Genomic DNA, 18,240 nt, shown 5'->3' on the forward strand with positions numbered 1-18,240 from the left:
GTCCTAGGCGGCCAAGGTGTGGCGCTTGCCAAACAGCGCCACACTCACCACGCCCACCGCCCCCATCACCACGCAATAGCCCACGCAGATCCACGGGCTGGTCGGCATCAGCGCGATCAGCAGCAGCGGCGTGGTGCTCGCCCACAGTGCGTAGGCAATGTTGTAGGTGAAGGAAATGCCCGACACCCGCACCTGCGCCGGGAACAGGCCGACCATCACCGACGGCACCGCGCCGACCACCCCGCAACTCAAGCCCGCCACGGCATACGCCGCGCCCAGCCAGACGCCACCGGCGATGAGGCTGGCGTACAACACGGCAATCCCCACCGGTAGCAGCAGGCTGTAGACCAGCACCGCGCGCCAGGCGCCGATGCGGTCCACCAGCAGGCCGGCGAGCACGCAGCCGATGTTCAGGAACACGATGCCCAAGGCGCTCAAGGCGAAGGTGTGGCTGGGGCTCATGCCGAAGGTTTTCTGCATCATGGTCGGGGTGATGACCACCAGCACGACCACGGCGGAGGTGAGCACACAGGTGAGGATCATTGCCGGCAGCAGTACGGCGCGGTGGTCGCGCAGCACCGTGCGCAACGGCAGTTCGGCGGCGGCCTGGCGGCGGGCCTGCATGTCGAGGAACACCGGGGTTTCGCTGAGCCAGCGGCGCAGCCACACGCCGATCACACCAAACACGCCGCCGAGCAGGAAGGGGAAGCGCCAGGCGTAGTCGAGGATTTCGGCCGGGGTGAAAACTTGCGCCAGCAGCGTGGCGGTCAGTGCGCCGAGCAGGTAGCCAAAGGTCAGGCCGGCTTGCAGGAAGCCCAGGGCGTAGCCGCGATGGTTTCTCGGCGCGTGTTCGGCGACGAAGGTCCAGGCGCTCGGCACTTCACCACCCACGGCGGCCCCTTGCAGCACGCGCAACGCCAGCAGGATCAATGGGGCGAAATAGCCGATTTGCGCGTAGGTTGGCATGACGCCAATCAGCAGGCAGGGCAGCGCCATCATCAGGATACTCAGGCTGAACACCCGTTTGCGCCCCAGGTGATCTGCGAAATGCGCCATCAGGATGCCGCCCAGTGGCCGCGCCAGGTAGCCGGTGACGAAGATGCCGAAGCTTTGCAGCAGGCGTAGCCACTCGGGCATTTCCGGCGGGAAGAACAGTTGGCTGAGGGTCAGCGCGAAGAACACGAAGATGATGAAGTCGTAGATTTCCAGGGCCCCGCCCAGGGCGGCCAGGCCCAGGGTTTTGTAGTCGGAGCGGGAAAAACGCTGCGCCCGTGGGAAAGAGGTGGCAGTCATGACAAGGCTCGGCAGACAAACAAAATGGCGTGCAGGTTATGAGCTGGGCCGAGTGATGGCAATCACGACAGATATATTTGTTTTCCTCATTGATCGATGAAGATAACTGCATTCCCATATCAATGGCCGTAGCGGAACATGCCGTAAAACTGCCAACCCCCATAATAAATACAAGAGGAATGACTCGTGGCCGATGCTATCGAAGAAAGCCGCTATGCCCGATTTGCCCTGCGTTGCTCCAACTTTGCCGAGCGCTGGTTTCCAGATTCCTGGGTGTTCGCCGCCCTCGCCGTGATTATTGTCGCCGTGGCGACCCTGGGCATGGGCGCTGCGCCGGCCGAAGCCGCCAAGGCCTTTGGCGACGGGTTCTGGAGCCTGATCCCGTTCACCATGCAGATGGCCTTTGTGGTGATCGGCGGTTACGTGGTCGCCAGCTCCCCGCCTGCGGTGAAGCTGATCGACCGCCTGGCGCGCATCCCCAAGAACGGCCGCTCGGCCGTGGCGTGGGTGGCGTTGATCTCCATGGTTGCGTCCCTGCTGAACTGGGGCCTGTCCCTGGTGTTTGGTGGTTTGCTGGTGCGTGCGCTGGCCCGTCGCACCGATTTGCGCATGGATTACCGCGCTGCCGGCGCTGCGGCCTACTTGGGTCTTGGGGCCGTGTGGGCCTTGGGACTGTCGTCGTCAGCCGCGCAATTGCAGGCCAACCCGGCAAGCCTGCCGCCGTCGATTTTGTCGATTACCGGGGTGATCCCGTTCACCGACACCATCTTCCTGTGGCAATCGGGCGTGCTGCTGTTGGCACTCATCGTGGTCTCGCTGATCATCGCCTACGCCACCGCACCGGGGCCGAACAGCGCCCGTGATGCCAAGGCTTGCGGCGTCGACCCGGCGTTCAATCTGCCCAAGGTACAAGCGCCTACCCGCCCTGGCGAATGGCTGGAACACAGCCCGTTGCTGACCATCCTGCTGGCGTTGCTGGCGGCAGGTTGGTTGTTTCACGAGTTTTCGACCAAGCCGGCGATCAGCGCCATCTCGGGGCTCAACACCTACAACTTCCTGTTCATCATGGTCGGTGCGCTGCTGCACTGGCGCCCGCGCAGCTTCCTTGATGCCGTGGCGCGTGCGGTGCCGACCACCACGGGCGTGCTGATCCAGTTCCCGCTGTATGGCTCGATTGCGGCGCTGATGACCGTGGTCAAGGGCGGCGACGGCCAGACCCTGGCGCACCATATCTCGCTGTTCTTCACCTCCATCGCCTCCCACGACACCTATGCCTTGTTGATGGGCGTGTACTCGGCAGTGCTGGGCTTCTTTATCCCGTCGGGTGGCGGCAAGTGGATCATCGAAGCGCCTTACGTGATGCAGGTGGCCAATGACCTGCAATACCACCTGGGCTGGGCGGTGCAGATCTACAACGCTGCCGAGGCGCTGCCGAACCTGATCAACCCGTTCTATATGTTGCCGCTGCTGGGCGTACTGGGGTTGAAGGCGCGAGACCTGATCGGGTTCTCGTTTGTGCAGTTGCTGGTGCACACACCGTTGGTGCTGTTCCTGTTGTGGGCGTTGGGGACGACGTTGAAGTACTTGCCGCCCGTCATGCCCTAACCCGACTGTAGTGAGCGGGCTTGCCCCGCGCGGCGGCGTGTCAGGCGCATTGTGCTTATCTGATACACCGCCGCGCGGGGCGAGCCCGCTCACTACAAAGGGCGGGCGTTCGAATCGTTGTCTTCTTTCCGTCACATTGCGTTGTTACCGTCCTGCGAAATATCTTGCAACATCTCGCCAGCAAGGACTCCCAGCAATGAGTGATGAGCACGAAGACCGCCCTTCCCCCGATTCCGCAGACCAGGCGCCGGTTGACACCAGCCGCCGGCGTTTCCTGGGAGGCGCGGCAGTGCTGGGGGTCGGCGCCACCTTGAGTGCGTGCGGCAACACCAGCGAAGCACCGGGCAAGCCGGTGGCGCGACCGCTCACCCCGCAAGAGCTGGACAAGGCCCTGCACGACCAGGTGAAAACCGTGGTGGTGATCTATGCCGAGAACCGCAGTTTCAACAACCTGTTTGCTGACTTCCCCGGTGTCGAGAAGCCTCTGTCCGCCCTTTCTGCGGCCGACGTGCAACAACGCGACCGCGACGGCAGCCTGCTGACCACCCTGCCTCCAGCCTGGGGCGGCGTGTTGCAAGTCGGCCCGCAAAGCGTGGACGGGGTGACCTACCCCAGCGAAGTGCAATTCCAGGAAAACCTGCCCAACGCGCCCTTCGCCCTCAAGGGCCCGAACGCCGAAGACCTGCCTTTGAGCCTGGTGACCCGCGACCTGTGGCACGTGTTCTATCAGAACCAGATGCAGATCAACGGCGGCAAGAACGACAACTTTGTCGCCTGGGCCGACTCCGGTGGCCTGGTGATGGGGTATTACGCCCAGAGTCGTTATTCCCTGCGCCTGTGGGATGTGGCCAAGGAGTTTGTGCTCTGCGATAACTTCTTCCAGGGCGCGTTTGGTGGCTCGTTCCTCAACCACCAGTACCTGATCAGCGCCACGGCACCGTTTTACCCGAATGCCGCGCAATCGGTGGCCAAGGCCCAGATCGCCACGCTGCAAAGTGATGACCCCACCGATCCGCGTCTCAAGCCTCTGGACAAATCCCCGGCCAGCGCCATGACCGGCCCGCCGCAGTTCGGCCCCAGCGCGCTGACCCCGGACGGCTACGGCGTGAACACCCTGGCCCCGCCCTACTGGCCGACCTGGATCCGCGACCCGGAAAACCCGGATTATTCCAAACCCGATCTGCCCAACGTGCTGGTGCCGCAAATCCACGAGCACATCGGCGACAAACTGTCGAAAAAGAACGTCGACTGGGCGTGGTATGCAGGAGCCTGGCAGGCCACGCTGGACCAGTTCAAGGACTCGGGCGGTATCCCCAAGATCCCGAACTTCCAGTACCACCACCAGCCGTTCAACTACTTCAAGAAACAAGGGCCGGAAAACCGCGCCGAGCGAGACAAACGCCTGCGCGACGGTGGTTTGGGCGATGAGTCGAGCACCAACACGTTCTTCGCCGATGCCCAGGCCGGCAAGCTGCCCGCCGTCACGTTCTACAAGCCCCAAGGCAACCTGAACATGCACGCAGGCTATGCCGACGTAGCCTCGGGCGACCGCCATATCGCCCGTGCCTTGAAGGTGCTGCAGGAAAGCCCGCAGTGGAAAAACATGGTGGTGGTAGTGACCGTCGATGAAAACGGCGGCTGGTGGGACCATGTGGCACCGCCAAAAGGCGACCGATGGGGCCCGGGTACGCGGATTCCGGCACTGGTGGTGTCGCCATTTGCACGCAAGGGTACGGTGGACCACACGGTTTACGACACGGCGTCGATCCTGCGCCTGATCACCCGTGTGTTCCAACTGGAGACGTTGGACGGCCTCAAGCAGCGTGACGACGCCATGACCGCCCGTGGCCAGAAACCGATGGGCGATCTGACCAACGCGTTGCAGTTCACCCTGTAGGTTTTCTTATCCAATAGCGACACACCTGGCGATTTAGCACGCGATTTTCCTGGTCAACCGCTACTGTGTGCACGTGGGCTTTCACCCCGCGCAGACGGGCTTTCGCTGACAAGGAACCGACAATGTTTAAACCGACCAGGTTGTCCTTCACCCTGGCCGCACTGATGGCCAGTGCGGTCGTACAGGCCGACATCGAAGTGCCGCTGGGCAGCACGCAACGTGTGACCCAGCTGTTCGCTTTTCCCAACAACTGCAACGTGATCTGCTACCGCCCGTGGACGCTGGAGCAAACCGCCGAGCATTATTTGAACCAGAGCCTCCAGCGGGACGGCTACAGCCGGGCCAAAGTCAGTGTGAAGACCCATGACGGGCAGGTGTCGGCCACCTTCAGCGGCGTGCCCGACAACTACGGCCAACCGCTGACCACGCTGCTCAACACGGCCGACCTGGCCTACCAGGGCGCCAGCAAGCTCAACACAGACGGCAAATGGGCCTATAACTGGTACCTGTTCCTGCCGCTGGGCATGGCCCTGGAAAACCGCAAAAGCATCGAACTGCTGCACTTCCCGCCGGATTATTCGCTGACCCAGGCCCAGGATTACCTGGAATCGGCGACCACCGACCGCTGGGCCACCCTGCTCACCGACAACGGCATCCCGGCCACCGAAACGCCGGCGTACCAGACCATCATCGACATTGCCCCGATCGCCGCGCCGTCCAACGCCGGCAAGGACTTGGAAACCGTCTACAGCTACTTCACCGACTACCAGACGCGCATGGTCAAAGAGTTGAGCCTGCAACCCGGCGGCTCATTGCCGATGGTGGCGTTCGGCGCGCCGGTGCGCAGCTGGATCAAGCAGCAATATGGCCAGACCGTGGGCGTGCTCGGCCTGGCGCAGATCAGCCCGGCAGCGGGTAAAACCGTGTCGGTGCTGGGCGCCAACCACCCCAGTTACATCTGGTACGCGGCCGACCCGGACACCTATGACGGTAACGAGCAAAAGGCCGATGAGGCCGGCTTGAAGGTGATGGGCCAGGACCTGAGCGCTGCTTGCTGGCAAGCCGGGATGGGACAGAAACCGGCGAGCGATCCGAACGTGTTGCTCAAGGCCTGCATGAACACCTGGCAGGTCACCCGCAAAGAGCAGACCTGCGAACTGTTCTACACCTCGGTACGCAACCTGTCGCCGGAGCGAGCCAATGCCCAATGCGCCACGCCCACCGTCAAGGCACAGCTCAAACAGTTGAAAAGCGCCGCGCCAGCCCCTTCCGTCACGGCCCCGGCGCTGTAAGACACACAGAAAAAAACCAATTTCTACTGCCAGATTTGACAGTAGAAATTGGTTGTAACTTGAGCAAGTCTTGAAGTGCCCACATTCGCTGCAAGACTGGCAGTCAGACACTCTCCGCAGGTCGATGCAGCCTATACAAGGAGAGTCATGAACACTAAAGCCAAGGACAAGGCTAAAAAAGCCACAAGCACTTACCTTTATCCCTTCAAGTTGCTACTGGCGGAGGGCTACCCCTCGACTGAGCACTTTGAAGTGATGCAAATGGCCAATGGCATGCAAACCGGCATCCGGACACGTGTCGCCGTTGACAGTCGCGTGTGCATCGCCAAGATCTCAGGTTATGCACTGAGCGAGCGACGCGTGCACACGTTGCGGTTATCCCCTCGCATCCACCTGTACGACTGTTGGTTCACTGGCCTGGTCATGCATTCCTGCAATCCGAACGTGTTCCTCGACTTGCATTACCTGGAAGCCTGGACCGTGCGTAACATCGAGGCCGGCGAACAATTGACCATGGATTACGCCACCACCGAGGACGTGCTGTTCCGGCAATTCGCCTGCCAGTGCGGCGAGCAGAACTGCCGGGGCTGGATCACCGGAAGCGAGGAAGCCCCTAACGCCGAAGGCAGGCAGTGGTACGAACGTAACCGGCCTTAAGCTTCGCCCAGCGGACGCAGGCGATATTGCGGCGGCAACTGCTCGAAACCACTGATGGTAGTGTTCAGGCTCTTCCAGCGACCGTCCTTGATGCCATAGATGCAGCCATGGATCGACAGGCTCTGCCCACGGTGCCAGGCGTTTTGCACAATGCTGGTGTGGCCGACGTTGGCCACTTGCTGAATCACATTCAGCTCGCACATGCGGTCGACGCGTTCTTCTTCGGTCGGCAACTGGGCCAACACATCGCGGTTTTCGTAGTAGAGGTCTCGAATGGTGCGCAGCCAACCGTCGATCAGGCCGAACTGGCGGTCCTGCATCGAGGCGCGTACGCCGCCGCAGCCGTAGTGGCCGGTGACGAGAATGTGTTTGACCTTGAGCACGTCCACCGCGTACTGGATCACCGACAGGCAGTTAAGGTCGGTGTGCAGCACCACGTTGGCCACGTTGCGGTGCACGAACAGATCACCCGGCAGCATGCCGACGATCTCGTTGGCCGGTACACGGGCGTCGGAGCAGCCGATCCACAGGTATTCCGGGGTTTGCTGGCGGGCGAGCTTGGCGAAGAATTCGGGATCTTCCTGTTTGATCGCGTCCGCCCAGCGTTCGTTGTTATCAAGCAGGTCTTGTAGTTCGTTCATCAGGGAAAGCCTCAGGAATGATGCGCAGTTTTGTGACTGACAACCCCACGTCCAGGTCACGCCCTGCCGGTGAATAACAAGCGTGAATCCGCTTGAATCTTTGGGCCGTGCAGCCTGTCCACACACTATAAGCCCCACAGTATGAGGATTGGCCATGACTGAATCACGACGTCCCTACGGTGCCACACAGCCGGAACCCATCGATGACAATGAAGACCGCATGGGTTCGATGCGCGAGCTGGATTTTGACGAAGAAGAACCCACAGCAGAAATCGGCGATGAGATCCCTCGGCGTGAACGTGAACACCGGCTGCCCGACGAACGGGTGCGTGAGGCCGGGCTTACCGGCGCATCCACCGATGATCACGAGCCGACGGACGATGATTTGAGCCCGGAAACGCTGATCCATGAAGACGGTGCACGGGATGCCCGCGAGCCTGGCGAGGGTAACCAGGCAGACTGGGATTTGAGCATCGTCGGTGAAGATGAGATTGGCGGCGGGAATGGGTTGGATGAGGCGGAATTGGCAGATGTCGACCCGATAGACGGTAAACCTTGATACATAGATTTATCGTCGAGCGAACCCTGTGGGAGCTGGCTTGTCGGATCGCCGCATCGCTGCGAAGGCGGCGGTGAATGAAACACCGTCATCGCGGGCAAGCCCGGCTCCCACAGAGGCCGGTGTCCACATTGGAAATGTGTGGTTAATCGACCAGGGTGCAGGCCATGACAACCGCGTCTTCACGGCCGCCCACGGCGGGGTAGTAATCCCGGCGGCGGCCGATTTCGTTGAAACCGTAGCGCTCGTACAGGCGGAAAGCGCCAGTATTGCTGTCGCGCACTTCCAGGAAGCACTCCCGGGCACTGGCGGCATAGGCACGCGACATCAGGTGTTCCAGCAACGCCAGGCCAAGGCCACGGCCCTGGTTTTCCGGTTTGACGGTGATGTTCAGCAGATGCGCTTCATCGAGGATGATCTGCACCACGCCGTGGCCCACCTGCTGCTCGCCTTCGAACATCAGCCAGATCTGGTATTTGCCCAACCCATCGAGAAAGATCCCACGGGTCCAGGGGTGGCTGAAGGCCGCGTATTCGATTTTCAGCACCGCGTCGAGGTCAGCCTCGGTCATCGGGCGAAAGGATAAAGCCTCACTCATCGGTTGTTTTCCAGCGCGCCATCAGCCGGCGCATGGCTTGCCAGACATCAGCCTTACGCTGTGGCTCTTCCATTAATAGTTCCAGGCCCGGCAGGGCCCATACCGAGCCCAGGCCTTCGACCTGCAGCTCGCGATACCAGGACTCGGCGTTGGCCTCGCCGGCAAAGCGCACGGCAGGCAGGCCGATCAGCCACAGGCACACGCAGGGTTCGTCCTCCAGGCGTGCCGACACAAAACCTTGCACAAAATCCCGTGCTGCCTCGGGGCCCTGGTCCATGTTGCCGCGTACCAGAAGCGGCCAGCGCACCGGATCGCCGACGATTTGCGGGCTGTCGGGCAGGCCGGCGGCGCGCAGCATGTCCTTGAGCAGCATGTAGGCCGGGTCGCGGGTCTGGAAGCGTTCACCGGTGGGCAGTTCCACCAGCAGCAGGCAGCGCCCGGCGCGCAGCAATTGCAGGGCAAAACGCGGCGGCGGCACGACAGGGGCCTTGACCACCGGGGCCGCCTCCTCGGCCACCACGGTCGCCTTGGCCGCCGTCGAAGGGCGTGGCACTTCGATCTTGGCGCGTTCCGCCACCGGACGTACGGGCGCAGGCGGCTTGGCCACCGCGACCGGCGCCGCCGCCTCCTCGCCCGACGCCTCGAGCGCCTCATAGGGCTCAAGCGCTTCCAGCAGCTCGGGCCGCGACGGCGCGGCAAACGGCAATTCGGTGCGGGGCAGCCAGTTGACCACCTGCATGGCGGTCAAGTAAGCGCGACGTCGGGACTCGATAAGCACAGCTCGGCCACTTGTGGATAACTAAAGAGCGGGGATTCTACCGCTGTTCGGCAACAATCGCCCACTGCGCACTGACCGGCTGTGGATAAATCCCCCGCCCGATGCAGTACAATCGCGACTTTTCATCGCCAACCAGCGGCCTTTCCCATGATCGAACCCAAGCGCGTCCTGCGCGCCCTCGCCGAACACTGGGCCTTACTTGAGCCACTGTGCGAACACTTCGACCAAGGCACCTTGAGCCTGGGCGAACTGCGCGCACAATTGGCCGCCCAACAACTGGACAGCACGCCACAGGACATAACCAGCCTGCTGGACGTGTGGATTCGCCTGGATATCCTGGTGCCTGTCGCCAAGAGCCCGAACCGTTTCGAGCTCAATGCGCAGATCCACGACTTCCTGGCCTATCTTCGCAAGGAGCACCGGCTTGGCCTGTGCCTGGAAATCGAAGCCTACCTGCGCCACCTTGAGCGCCTGGCCGGTTATATCCAGGACGCCTTCGACATCCGTGATGGCCACGACCTGGCCCGCCAGCTGCGCTTGCTCGACATGCGCGTGCGGGACGTGCTGAAAAAACTCGCCAACGACGAACAGGCCCTCGCCGCCGTGGCCGACCGGGCCAAGACCAGCGACCGGCAGATCCCGTTGCGCCAGCGTTACGCCGAGGTCCTGGCGACCTGGGACGAATACGTCGAACCGATGATCCAGCTGGTGAACGCCGACGGTGCCTTCGAGCAGGGCGTGCGCAAGGTGGAGAACGTGTTGCTGCGCCTTCTGACTGAGCAACAGCGCCTAGGCCATCTGGTGGACGACGACATGCTGCTGCGCACCCACGCGCGCATTCTCGAAATGCAGACCAGCGCCCAGCTGACCTTGCGCCATGCGCGGGAACTGCTGCTGCCCCTGCGTGAAGAGGCACGCCGCCACAACGCCGTGACCCGTGGCGCGGCGCTGGCCCTGTCGGCCATCCGCCGCAAAGGCCTGGACGCGGTGCCTCAGGCGGCCATGCCGATGTTCACCCGCCCGCAAAGCACCTTTCTGGGCAGCGCGAGCCAGGTGGAGGCTTATGTGTACGCGCTGGCGAACTTCGAACCGAAACCGGCAAAGTTTCCAAAAGCGCACAAGTCCTACAAAGGCGACGCCCAGCGCGCACCGCGCACGGTCAAGGAAATGCTCGAGCGCTGCGAAGAGGCACTGCCGATGCCGGACCTGATGACCTGGCTGCTGGAGCAGGAACCGAACGGCGCCACTGACGAATTGCTGTACTGGTTCTCGCGCCTGTCCCGCGAAAAACGCTTCAAGCGCGAACGCCTGGAACGCCGCGATTACCACACACACGAGCACCAGGTCAGCCTGCGCTCCTTCGCCCTGCTCCCGGCCGCTGTTGAAGCGACCGAGAATTCCGCGAGCACACCTCATGCATCTTGATCTTTCCGAACTGTCCCAGCTGGCGCCGATCTTTCGCGAGCTGTTCAAGGGTTACCACGTCAGCCGCCGCGACCCGGAGCTGTACGCGCAACTGTCGAACTTCCAAGACCAGTACCGCACGCTGTTCAAGGCCCTGGGCTTTGAGCTGGTGTGCGACACGCGCGGCTTCTACTATTTCGTGCCGGACACTGCCGTGGCCGCCGCACAGGTGAACAAGACCGCGCAACGCCTGGCGCTGTTCACCTTCATCATCGTCGAGCACCTGGCCGACCAGGGCCGCGACCCGATTGCCGTGCTCGACGGTGGCAGTCTGGGCCGCGATGAGTTGCCCTCATTGCTGGAGAAGTACCGCGACCTGTTTATCCAGGCCGAAGTGCAGACCCAGGAAGAACTCGAAGAAAAGATCATGCGCCGGATGACCCAATTGGGCTTTGCCAGCGAAGACAACGGCGTGTACCGCTTCCTGCCGCCGATGCACCGCTTCCTCGACGTGTGCCTGTCGGTGCAGCAGGACCGCGACCTCGCGGCCAGCGTCCACAGCGTGTTGCCGTTGCCGGCACCGGTGATCATCGATGAAGACAGCGATGAAAAACTGCTGAAAACCGATGACCCGCTGGACCTGAGCGACTTTGCAGACGAGAGCGAAGAAGACGCCCTGGCCCGTGCCATTGCTGAAGAACAGGAGACCGACGCATGAGTAAGGAACGCTACGGCATCCGCCGCTTCGCCCTATTGAACACCGCCGGCTACAGCCTGGGCCTGTTCCCACTGGAAGAACCGTTGTCGGTGTATGGCGCGAACAACCTAGGTAAATCCGCGTCGATCAACGCCTTGCAGTTCCCGATTTTGGCACGCATGTCGGACATGAGTTTCGGCAAGTACACCCTGGAACAATCGCGCCGGTTCTACTTTGCCAGCGACACCAGCTACATCCTTGTGGAAGTGTCCCTGCCCCACGGCCCGCACGTGATCGGTGTGGTCGGTCGCGGTCCGGGCGGCGGTTTCGGTCACCAGTTCTTTGCCTATGCCGGCAAGTTGGATCTGGCGCACTACCAGAAGAACGACACCTGCCTGCGCCAGAAGGAGCTGTTCACCAACCTTGAGCGCGAAGGTCTGAAAGCCTACGAACTCAAGCCCGATGAACTGCGCCGGTTGCTGGTGGGTGGCCACACGTCGATCCCACTGGACCTGACGTTGATTCCGCTGCGCTCCACCAGCGAGCAGAGCCTGAAGACCTTCCGCGCACTGTTTATCAACCTGCTGCACATGCGCGAAATCACCGCGGCCAAGCTCAAGCAGTTGTTCCTCGATGCGTTCGAACACAGCCTGCGTTCCGGCAGCGTGGACTACATCGCCGCGTGCGAAGAAGCCTTCCGTGATGTGCGACGCATGGAGCAGGACTACAACTCGCTGGTGGCCGCCGGGCCGCTGGTGGAAGCGCTGTCCAATGGGGTGAAACAGCGCGATGTCCTGCGCGGCAAACTGCATCGCCTGTCGCCGTTGCTGGATTCGTTGCTGGGCACTTGGTCGGACTACGCCAGTGCGCGCAAGGAAGAGCTGACCATCCAGGCCGAGCACTACCGTAACGAGCAGGACGCGCTGCAGAATGACCAGCGCGGCGGCACCCAGGAGCTGATGCGCCTGGAGCGGGAGATCAGTGGCATCCAGCGTTGGCTGGGCGAGCTGTCGGTGCTCAAGCATCGCTTTGCACTGGTCGATGACGTGAAGGTGCTGGAGCAGCAGTTGCTGGCGGCCAAGGATGCTCACGATGAACTGGCGGGCGCGTTGGCGCAGTCGCGGCAGTTCAGCGCCGAGGACTTGGACGAACGCTTGCGCGATCTGGAGAAGCGCCTGAAGTCGGTCAAGCAGCAGCTCGATCACGCGGACAACAACAGCTACGCCAAGCTGCGCGAAGAATTCTCACAGCAGGATGTCGAGCGTCTGATGCGCCTGTTCAACAGTTCGTTGTTCAGCCTGCCGTTGGGCGAGCATGGCATCACGCTGGACGAGGACGGCCTTTGGGTTAAATCCTTGGAGCAGATCCTCGATGGCTTCAAGGGTGAACGTTTTGAAGTGCCGGGGCTGTCCATCGACATCTCGCACATCGAGCCACCGGCATTGCAGGCCCTGGCGGACCGCGCAGCGTTGCGTGACCAGAAGGAGCGCCTGGAAAAAGAACTCAAGCAGCTCAAGACCCAGCAGGCGGTAGCCGCTGACCGCGCAGCGAGCAAGACCCAGACCGAAGCGCTGTACCAGCAGGTGCTGGATGCGCAGAAAGCGTTGGAAGACTTCCGCCGCGCACAAACCCTGAGCGCAGAGGAAGGCGAGAAACTCGAAAACCTGGCGCAGATGGAAGCGGCCCAGGATGAGTTGAAACGCTCCAGTGATGCGTTTACCGAGCGCGTCCAGCAACTGTCGGCCAAGCTGCAACTGGTGGGCCGCCAGATTGGCGATATGGAAGCCAAGCAGCGCACCCTGGATGACGCCTTGCGTCGTCGTCAGCTGCTACCGGCTGACTTGCCGTTTGGTACACCGTTCATGGACCCGGTCGACGACTCCATGGACAACCTGCTGCCGCTGCTCAATGACTATCAGGACAGCTGGCAAGGCTTGCTGCGCGCTGATGGCCAGATCGAAGCGCTGTATGCGCAAGTGCGCCTCAAGGGCGTGGCCAAGTTCGACAGTGAGGACGACGTTGAGCGTCGCCTGCAACTGCTGATCAACGCCTATGCGCACCGTACCGACGAAGCCCTGACCCTGGGCAAGGCACGCCGGGCGGCGGTCACCGATATCGCGCGGACCCTGCGCAATATCCGCAGCGACTACGACAGCCTTGAGCACCAACTGGCGTTGTTCAACCGCGAGATCAACAAGCGTCAGGTGTCCAACCTGCAGAGCTTCCGCATCGTGCTGGCGCCGAACAAGGAAGCCCTCAAGCACATCGACCAGATCATCCACAGTGCCGGCCAGTATGAGGAAGGCGAAACGCTGTCGGTGTTCGACCTCAGCCAGAGCGCCGAGCAGGACAACAAGAACGAAGAGGCCAAGGAATACCTGGCTCGCCTGGTGGCCGCCAACCATAACCAGTTGGGCCTCAAGGACTTGTTCGAACTGGCGTTCGAGATCACCAAGGTGCACGGCCAGCCGGTGATTCATACCGACATCGACGGTGCGGCGTCCAACGGCACCACCATGACCATCAAGGCGCTGACCAACATGTACTTGTTGCTGCACTTGATGGACCGCGACCAGGCGGGGCGCGTGCGCCTGCCGTACTACCTCGATGAAGCGGCGGACATCGACGAGAAGAACCAGGCGGCGTTGCTGGAAACCAGCCTGCAGTTGGGCTTTGTGCCGATCCTGGCGAGTGTGAAGCCGCAGGTGTCGGCGCAGGTGGCGATCGACTTGGAGGGCGGTAGCGGGCCGAACGGGATCTATATCGATGAGGCGGATTGGAAGTACATCCGTCGTCATGATGTGGTGAAGGCGACGGTGAATGTGCAGGCGGATGAGCCGGAGTTGGATGAGGTCTGATTTTTTCAGCTGAAATGCGAAAGGCCCCTGGATGAGAATCCAGGGGCCTTTTTTATTGCCTGTTCTGGCCTCTTCACGGGCAAGCCCGCTCCCACAGAGGTACGCATTCCAACTGTGGGAGCCGGGCTTGCCCGCGATGAAGGCGACGCGGTTTATTTGCCGAGTGGGATCTTGGGCGCCCAGGTCAGCCACTCATCCTCGAACTTATCGAACAGCGGGAAAGTTTGCTGCGGCCGTGCAGCGTTGCCCATGCGCTCGCCGTCTGGTGTCGCAAAGGCAATGCCACCGGCCACCAGGGTTTCGAGGGACTCGGTGCGCACCGTTGCGCCTTTGAACAGGCCGAAGTCGAGGCCGAAACCGCTGGTGTTCCAGAAACGGCTGCCACTGCGTACCAGCGGTGCGTATTTGGGTTCGATCAGGATGTGGATCAGCACGCGGTCGGCCGTCTGGCCCAACTCGTAACCGGTGACTTTGCCGACGGTCACTTCACGGTAGGTGACGGGAACGCCTTCCTTCAACGAACCACGACGTGCAGCGCTGAGCGTCAGGCTCAGGCCTTCTTCCTGGTGCACGGCTTCCGGTGGTTGGGCCAGCGCCACGAAGCTTTTTTGCGGCCCGGCGTTTTTGACGGCGGGCTGCACTTCGATGTATTGGCCGGTGACCAACGTTTCCAGGTTCGAGGTTTTCATCAGGCCCAACTCAGGCTTGACCACCCAGAACTGGCTGCCCGTGCGTGCAATGCGATCAGCCACTTGGGTAATGCGCGCGCTGAGCAGGACCGATTGCATGTCGGCACTCAGGTCGACATTCTCGATCTTGCCCACATCCAGCCCTTTGAAGCGGATCGGTGTGCCTGGGCGCAGGCCGTCGGCGCGATCGACCTTGATGGTGACCAGGGTGCCATGTTGATTGGCCGCTTCGCGGTCGGCAAACAGACGGAAACGCGGAATGCGCTTTTTCAACGGCACGTTCGGCTCTGGGGTTTCAAAGGCGATACCACCAGCCATCAGGCTGGCCAGGGATTCACTTTTCACCTGAATGCCGCCGGTGAGGCCACCGGTCAGGGTGACGCCGCTGGCGTTCCAGAAACGCGTCGAGCCGTTGACCAGGTTTTCGTATTCCTTCTCGATGTGGACGCCGATCACCAGTTGCTTGTTCTTGCGCGAGAACTGGTAGCTCTGCACCGAACCGACCTTGACCTGTTTGTAGAGGATCGGGCTGCCCACATCCAGGGAACCGAGGTTGTCGGTGAACAGCACCATGTGCAGGCCTGGGGAGCGCAGGTCCAACGGTGGCGCTTTGGCGCGGGCGACGAATTCGCGCTGGGGCGCGCTGCCTTTGTCGCCGGGGCGGATAGCGATGTAGTTACCTTTGACCAAGGCTTCCAGGCCGGTGATGCCGGCCAGGGAGATCGACGGTTTGACCACCCAGAACTGGGTGTCTTGTACCAGGTAGTCTTCTGCCAATGGGTCGAGCGTCAGCTCGGCGTTGGCGCTGGACAGGTCCGGGTCGATCTTCAGGGTTTTCAGGCTACCGACCTGGATGCCTTTGTACATGACCGGTGTGCGCCCGGCTTGCAGGCCTTCGAAGTCGGTGAGCTTGACCTTGACCTTGATGCCCGCTGCGGCGGCGTCGAAGTCTTCATACAGGCGGAACGGCAGGCTTGGGTCGGTGGGCGGGCTGTCCTTGCGGTTTTCCGGTGTGGCGAAGGCGATGCCGCCGGCGACAATGCTGGACAGGGATTCGCTGCGCACTTTTACGCCGGAGAGGTTGGCGTCGATGCTGATGCCGCTGGCGTTCCAGAAACGGGTGTGTTTGCGCACCAGGCTGGCGTAGGTCGGCTCGATGTAGACCTTGATCTCGACGGTGCTCTGGTCTTCGGACAGCAGGTAGCTTTTGACCTGGCCAACCTGGATCTGCTTGTAGAACACCGGGCTGCCGCGGTTCAGGGAGCCGAGGCGGTCGGCCTTGATCGTCAGGTGCAGGCCGGGCTTGGCATCGGACAACGGCGGCTCTTCGGAGAGCGCCTTGAATTTGCGTGTGGGCTCACCATCGCCAGGGCTGGCGGCGATGTAGTTACCTGAGACCAGGGTTTCCAAGCCGGTGATACCGGCGAGGCTGACGCTCGGTTTGACCAGCCAGAAGCGAGTGTTGGTCTTGAGGTATTGTTCGACGTCCTTGTTCATCTCGATGGTGGCAATCACCCCGCGATTGTTGCCCTCGTCGTCCAGGGCCAAGGCCTTGACCTTGCCCACCGGCATGCCTTTGTAGACCACTTCGGTCTTGTTGACCTGGATGCCTTCGCCGCTTTCAAAGCGAACCTGGATTTCGATGCCCTGCTGGGTATAGGCACGCCATCCCAGCCAGCCGCCGATAATCAACGCAATCAGGGGCAGGACCCAAATGGCCGACCAGTTGGAGGCCGGGCGGGTTTTAGCTTTTGGCAAATCACTCATGGTCGTCGTCCGACTCCGTGTTATCCCAAATCAGTCGGGGATCAAAAGTTACTGCGGCAAGCATCGTCAAGATCACCACACTGGCGAACGCGGCAGCGCCGAGGTTGGCCTCGACACTGGCAAGTCGCCCAAAGTTTACAACCGCCACCAGGATGGCGATCACGAAGATATCCAGCATGGACCAGCGGCCTATGAACTCGATAAAACGGTACATCACAATACGTTGTTGCGCAGACAGCGGTTGATGGCGCTGCACCGAGAACAGTAGCAGACCGATGCCCACCAGCTTGAAGGTCGGCACCAGGATGCTGGCGATGAACACCACGGCAGCGATGGGGAACATGCCATGCTGCATCAACTGGATCACCCCGGCCATGATCGTACTGGGGTCACCCTGACCGAGCGAGTTGATGGTCATGATCGGTAACAGGTTGGCAGGAATGTACAAGATGGCCGCGGTAATCAGCAGCGCCCAGGTACGAGTGAGACTGTTGGGACGACGGGCATGGATCAACGCACCGCAGCGGGTGCAGATCTGCTCATCGCTGTCGGGGTCCTGTTTGTTCAACTCGTGGCATTCGGTACAAATCAGAATGCCTGCATCAATCGCCCGCATGTTCGTCCTCTCCTGACAGGGCTTCCCAGATCTGGTGGGGCGACATCACCACCTCAAGCAACACCTGAACCATCAATAGGCTGACAAAGCAGGCCAGCCCGAGGCCAATCGTGATGGCGGCCATGTCGGCGAGTTTTACGATCGCCACCAGCACGCCCATCAAGTAGACCTCCAACATCCCCCAATCCTTCATGTGGTGGTAGATGCGGTACAGCAGCAGCCCATAGCTGCGGCCGATGTTCCAGCGAATGCTGAGCAACACGGCTAATTGGCACAATAGCTTGAGCAAGGGGATCCCCATGCTGCACAGGAATACCACGACGGAGACACCTTGCATGCCTGTGTCGAACAGACCGACGACGCCGCTCCATACCGTGTCCTCGGACGTCTGCCCAAGTAAGTTGAGCTGCATGATGGGTAAAAAGTTCGCAGGAATGAACAATAGCAACGCGGCGATCACCAGCGCGAGGCTGCGTTCAACGACGTTGTGACGGTGGGCGTAGAGCTCGTAACCGCATCGCGGGCATTGGGCCTTTTCGCCGAGGGCGAGCGCTGGTTTGCGCATCAGCAGATCGCACTCATGGCATGCCACCAGGTCGTCCAGTGGTAAATCCGACACCTCGAGGGCATCAACCGGATCGGGCATAAGTAGGGCTCAGACTCTAAAAAAGGTTAGGTGGCTATTCTAGTGGTCTGGTTCAGAAATAACTGTGCAAATTTGTCGGGGGATGTGGAGTGATCCGGTTTTCGACCGCCCAAAACAAAACCCCATCTGCTTTCGCAAATGGGGTTTCGGAATTTAATCTTGACGATGACCTACTCTCACATGGGGAAACCCCACACTACCATCGGCGATGCATCGTTTCACTACTGAGTTCGGGATGGGATC

General features: G+C 61.4%; 15 protein-coding genes and 1 rRNA gene. 8 read left to right on the forward strand and 8 right to left on the reverse strand.

Annotated elements, in window-relative coordinates:
• Window positions 1-3: 3 nt before the first annotated feature.
• Window positions 4-1,293, reverse strand: a complete 1,290-nt coding sequence (locus M2394_RS07750; protein WP_259172016.1) for an MFS transporter — start codon at window positions 1,291-1,293, stop codon at window positions 4-6.
• Window positions 1,294-1,479: 186 nt separating this feature from the next.
• Between M2394_RS07750 and M2394_RS07755 the strand changes: the two genes are divergently transcribed.
• The 4 genes from M2394_RS07755 (at window position 1,480) to M2394_RS07770 (ending at window position 6,744) form a co-directional block, all read left to right on the forward strand.
• Complete coding sequence (locus M2394_RS07755; RefSeq protein ID WP_259172017.1) at window positions 1,480-2,898, forward strand: short-chain fatty acid transporter; 1,419 nt, start codon at window positions 1,480-1,482, stop codon at window positions 2,896-2,898.
• A gap of 196 nt (window positions 2,899-3,094) precedes the next feature.
• Window positions 3,095-4,795, forward strand: coding sequence for an acid phosphatase (acpA, locus tag M2394_RS07760; protein ID WP_259172018.1), 1,701 nt, complete (start codon window positions 3,095-3,097; stop codon window positions 4,793-4,795).
• 122 nt (window positions 4,796-4,917) lie between these two features.
• Window positions 4,918-6,087, forward strand: coding sequence for a hypothetical protein (locus M2394_RS07765; RefSeq protein ID WP_259172019.1), 1,170 nt, complete (start codon window positions 4,918-4,920; stop codon window positions 6,085-6,087).
• A 147-nt stretch (window positions 6,088-6,234) separates the two neighbouring features.
• Window positions 6,235-6,744: an SET domain-containing protein-lysine N-methyltransferase gene (locus M2394_RS07770; RefSeq protein ID WP_259172020.1), complete on the forward strand. Its 510-nt coding sequence runs from the start codon at window positions 6,235-6,237 to the stop codon at window positions 6,742-6,744.
• Here M2394_RS07770 and can read toward each other — a convergent pair.
• Window positions 6,741-7,385 (reverse strand): carbonate dehydratase, encoded by a 645-nt coding sequence (can, locus tag M2394_RS07775; protein WP_003188288.1) that lies wholly within the window; start codon window positions 7,383-7,385, stop codon window positions 6,741-6,743. The two genes, M2394_RS07770 and can, sit on opposite strands and share 4 nt — an antisense overlap.
• Before the next feature lie 154 nt (window positions 7,386-7,539).
• Here can and M2394_RS07780 point away from each other — a divergent pair, with 154 nt between their 5' ends.
• Window positions 7,540-7,944 carry a serine kinase/phosphatase gene (locus tag M2394_RS07780; RefSeq protein ID WP_259172021.1) on the forward strand — a complete coding sequence of 135 codons (405 nt, stop codon included), beginning with the start codon at window positions 7,540-7,542 and terminating at the stop codon, window positions 7,942-7,944.
• Window positions 7,945-8,089: 145 nt separating this feature from the next.
• Here M2394_RS07780 and rimI read toward each other — a convergent pair whose 3' ends face one another.
• Together rimI and M2394_RS07790 are read right to left on the reverse strand one after the other, a co-directional pair.
• Window positions 8,090-8,542 carry a ribosomal protein S18-alanine N-acetyltransferase gene (gene rimI / locus M2394_RS07785; RefSeq protein ID WP_005784514.1) on the reverse strand — a complete coding sequence of 151 codons (453 nt, stop codon included), beginning with the start codon at window positions 8,540-8,542 and terminating at the stop codon, window positions 8,090-8,092.
• Window positions 8,535-9,281: an energy transducer TonB gene (locus M2394_RS07790; RefSeq protein WP_178919305.1), complete on the reverse strand. Its 747-nt coding sequence runs from the start codon at window positions 9,279-9,281 to the stop codon at window positions 8,535-8,537. The genes rimI and M2394_RS07790 overlap by 8 nt, the downstream gene beginning before the upstream one ends.
• A 186-nt stretch (window positions 9,282-9,467) precedes the next feature.
• Between M2394_RS07790 and mksB the strand changes: the two genes are divergently transcribed.
• Genes mksB through mksF form a run of 3 tightly spaced genes read left to right on the forward strand, consistent with a single transcriptional unit; the run spans window position 9,468 to window position 14,279 of the window.
• The gene (gene mksB, locus M2394_RS07795; protein WP_178919285.1) at window positions 9,468-10,745 is read left to right on the forward strand and encodes an Mks condensin complex protein MksB; all 1,278 of its coding nucleotides are present in this window, start codon (window positions 9,468-9,470) and stop codon (window positions 10,743-10,745) included.
• Window positions 10,735-11,442, forward strand: a complete 708-nt coding sequence (mksE, locus tag M2394_RS07800; protein ID WP_135290752.1) for an Mks condensin complex protein MksE — start codon at window positions 10,735-10,737, stop codon at window positions 11,440-11,442. Before mksB ends, mksE begins: the two co-directional genes overlap by 11 nt.
• Window positions 11,439-14,279 carry an Mks condensin complex protein MksF gene (gene mksF, locus M2394_RS07805; protein ID WP_178919287.1) on the forward strand — a complete coding sequence of 947 codons (2,841 nt, stop codon included), beginning with the start codon at window positions 11,439-11,441 and terminating at the stop codon, window positions 14,277-14,279. Before mksE ends, mksF begins: the two co-directional genes overlap by 4 nt.
• A gap of 152 nt (window positions 14,280-14,431) precedes the next feature.
• Here the strand turns inward: mksF and M2394_RS07810 are convergent, their stop codons facing one another.
• The 4 genes from M2394_RS07810 to rrf all read right to left on the reverse strand — a co-directional run.
• Window positions 14,432-16,735, reverse strand: a complete 2,304-nt coding sequence (locus M2394_RS07810; RefSeq protein WP_178919289.1) for a PqiB family protein — start codon at window positions 16,733-16,735, stop codon at window positions 14,432-14,434.
• Window positions 16,728-17,351: a paraquat-inducible protein A gene (locus M2394_RS07815; RefSeq protein ID WP_178919291.1), complete on the reverse strand. Its 624-nt coding sequence runs from the start codon at window positions 17,349-17,351 to the stop codon at window positions 16,728-16,730. The genes M2394_RS07810 and M2394_RS07815 overlap by 8 nt, the downstream gene beginning before the upstream one ends.
• A complete protein-coding gene (locus M2394_RS07820) occupies window positions 17,338-17,997 on the reverse strand; it encodes a paraquat-inducible protein A (protein WP_178919293.1) in 660 nt (219 codons plus the stop codon). The genes M2394_RS07815 and M2394_RS07820 overlap by 14 nt, the downstream gene beginning before the upstream one ends.
• Before the next feature lie 157 nt (window positions 17,998-18,154).
• Window positions 18,155-18,240: ribosomal RNA gene (gene rrf / locus M2394_RS07825) — 5S ribosomal RNA — on the reverse strand; the annotation flags it as partial.

This window comes from Pseudomonas sp. BIGb0164, assembly GCF_024810135.1.
In the GTDB taxonomy this organism is placed as follows: domain Bacteria; phylum Pseudomonadota; class Gammaproteobacteria; order Pseudomonadales; family Pseudomonadaceae; genus Aquipseudomonas.

Excerpts from the sequence above, each read along its gene's own strand:
- M2394_RS07750 (WP_259172016.1), bottom strand. The coding sequence starts at position 1,293 with ATGACTGCCACCTCTTTCCCACGGGCGCAGCGTTTTTCCCGCTCCGAC.
- acpA (WP_259172018.1), top strand. The coding sequence starts at position 3,095 with ATGAGTGATGAGCACGAAGACCGCCCTTCCCCCGATTCCGCAGACCAG.
- M2394_RS07765 (WP_259172019.1), top strand. The coding sequence starts at position 4,918 with ATGTTTAAACCGACCAGGTTGTCCTTCACCCTGGCCGCACTGATGGCC.
- M2394_RS07770 (WP_259172020.1), top strand. The coding sequence starts at position 6,235 with ATGAACACTAAAGCCAAGGACAAGGCTAAAAAAGCCACAAGCACTTAC.
- can (WP_003188288.1), bottom strand. The coding sequence starts at position 7,385 with ATGAACGAACTACAAGACCTGCTTGATAACAACGAACGCTGGGCGGAC.
- M2394_RS07780 (WP_259172021.1), top strand. The coding sequence starts at position 7,540 with ATGACTGAATCACGACGTCCCTACGGTGCCACACAGCCGGAACCCATC.
- rimI (WP_005784514.1), bottom strand. The coding sequence starts at position 8,542 with ATGAGTGAGGCTTTATCCTTTCGCCCGATGACCGAGGCTGACCTCGAC.
- M2394_RS07790 (WP_178919305.1), bottom strand. The coding sequence starts at position 9,281 with ATGCAGGTGGTCAACTGGCTGCCCCGCACCGAATTGCCGTTTGCCGCG.
- mksB (WP_178919285.1), top strand. The coding sequence starts at position 9,468 with ATGATCGAACCCAAGCGCGTCCTGCGCGCCCTCGCCGAACACTGGGCC.
- mksE (WP_135290752.1), top strand. The coding sequence starts at position 10,735 with ATGCATCTTGATCTTTCCGAACTGTCCCAGCTGGCGCCGATCTTTCGC.
- mksF (WP_178919287.1), top strand. The coding sequence starts at position 11,439 with ATGAGTAAGGAACGCTACGGCATCCGCCGCTTCGCCCTATTGAACACC.
- M2394_RS07810 (WP_178919289.1), bottom strand. The coding sequence starts at position 16,735 with ATGAGTGATTTGCCAAAAGCTAAAACCCGCCCGGCCTCCAACTGGTCG.
- M2394_RS07815 (WP_178919291.1), bottom strand. The coding sequence starts at position 17,351 with ATGCGGGCGATTGATGCAGGCATTCTGATTTGTACCGAATGCCACGAG.
- M2394_RS07820 (WP_178919293.1), bottom strand. The coding sequence starts at position 17,997 with ATGCCCGATCCGGTTGATGCCCTCGAGGTGTCGGATTTACCACTGGAC.